Genomic DNA, 1,429 nt, shown 5'->3' with positions numbered 1-1,429 from the left:
GGCGTCTTCACAGATGAACTCGGCCAGGGGCACGGCCTGCGGATGGTTCCACAGCGCCTCGAACTCGTCGCACACCCAGGCGACCGACTCGGCGTCTCGATGCGACCACACGAGCTCGTAGTTCTGCGCCCACCCCTGACCGGTCTCGTTGGCGCTGCCGATGAACGCCACCGGATCGCCCTGGGCCGGCCAGATGACGCCCGCCTTGCCGTGGATGAGACCGAACACCTCGTTCGGCAGCACCCGCACGTCGAGCTTGCCGGCGTGGAGCAGATCGTACAAGCGCTGAAAGCGGCTTCGCCCCTGTGGGGTGGCGGTGTGCTGCTCGGGCTTCGAGGCGCACCACTCCTGACGCATGGCGGCGTTGGCGGCGCGGGCCGTCTCGACGTCGCGGGGTTGGAGGTCGGAGTTGCAGATCACGCGGACCTTGCCCTTGACCGATTCGACCATCTCGCCCGCCACTTCGAGCAGCGAAGAGCTGAAGTAGCCCGCGATGCGATCGTAGCGCTCGGCGTCCGGCAAGACCTGCGCGAGAAAGCTCTCGTGGAGCGCGCCGCGGCGCGACGAGTAGCGCACGATCGAGGCTCCGCTGGCCGACAGCGTCACGGTCGCCCATCTCCCCGGCAGGCGGCAAAGGGGGCGCGCCCCCTACACATGGTCGTTCTCCAGCGCGCCGGCGATGAGCACGGCCATGGCGGCGTCGGCCGTCCAGTGGTCGAGCACGCCCTCGAGGCGGCCCAGGTAGCGGAGGATGTCGATGAGCAGCGTGCGACGGCTCCAGTAGTCGGGCACCTCGTTCTTCAGCCAGTTGCGCCCCTCGCGGGCATCTTCGGCCTTCAATGCCGAGAAGACGGCGAAGAGGCCGTGACGGACGAGACTGGTGCCGAATGCGCCCGCTCCCATCTCCTTGCGGGCGAGCTCGGAGGCGGTGAGCAGGTGAGCGTCGTTCGCCTTGAGCGACACGATGGGCTTGTACTCGGTGAAGCCAAAGCCGCGGGCGAGCTCCTGGTAGGCGGCGATGTGCGCCTCGCCCCGGCTCTCGAGGTCGAGCCCCTTGAGGTAGTAGCGCTCGGCCGGTGAGAGCTGCCGCCAGGTCGATGGCTCCACGCCTTCCGGTATGAGGTGGTTGCAGGCGGTGGTGACGGCCTGCTCGATGAGCGCGGCGATGGGCGATGTCTCGCCGTTCTTGCGTTCGCGTGACAGCTCGCGCACCACGTCGAAGTCCTCGATGGACGAGTAGGCTGTCAGCACCTTCAGCGCCGCGGCGTAAGCCGCCAGCTGGTAGTCAGCGTCAGCGAAGCTCGGGTCGCGGGCATCTTCGAGGGCGCGCATCTCGTCGAGCTGGCGCTTCACCTCGGCATCGACCTGCGGATAGAGCTCATCGAGGAAGGCGGTGTCGGTGGAGGTGCGCTTGCGCAGCACGGCGAGG

2 protein-coding genes are annotated in these 1,429 nt (G+C 68.1%); both read right to left on the bottom strand.

The features are described 5' to 3' along the window. The coding region (locus tag EB084_25440; GenBank protein NDD31608.1) for a helicase SNF2 at window positions 1–606 on the bottom strand (606 nt) is incomplete at its 3' end. A gap of 42 nt (window positions 607–648) precedes the next feature. Next, the coding region (locus tag EB084_25435) for a DNA methylase (GenBank protein ID NDD31607.1) at window positions 649–1,429 on the bottom strand (781 nt) is incomplete at its 5' end.

Source organism: Pseudomonadota bacterium, assembly GCA_010028905.1.
Taxonomy (GTDB): domain Bacteria; phylum Vulcanimicrobiota; class Xenobia; order RGZZ01; family RGZZ01; genus RGZZ01.
Note: the sequence above shows the minus strand (reverse complement) of the source record. Positions and strands in the feature narration are given on the sequence as shown.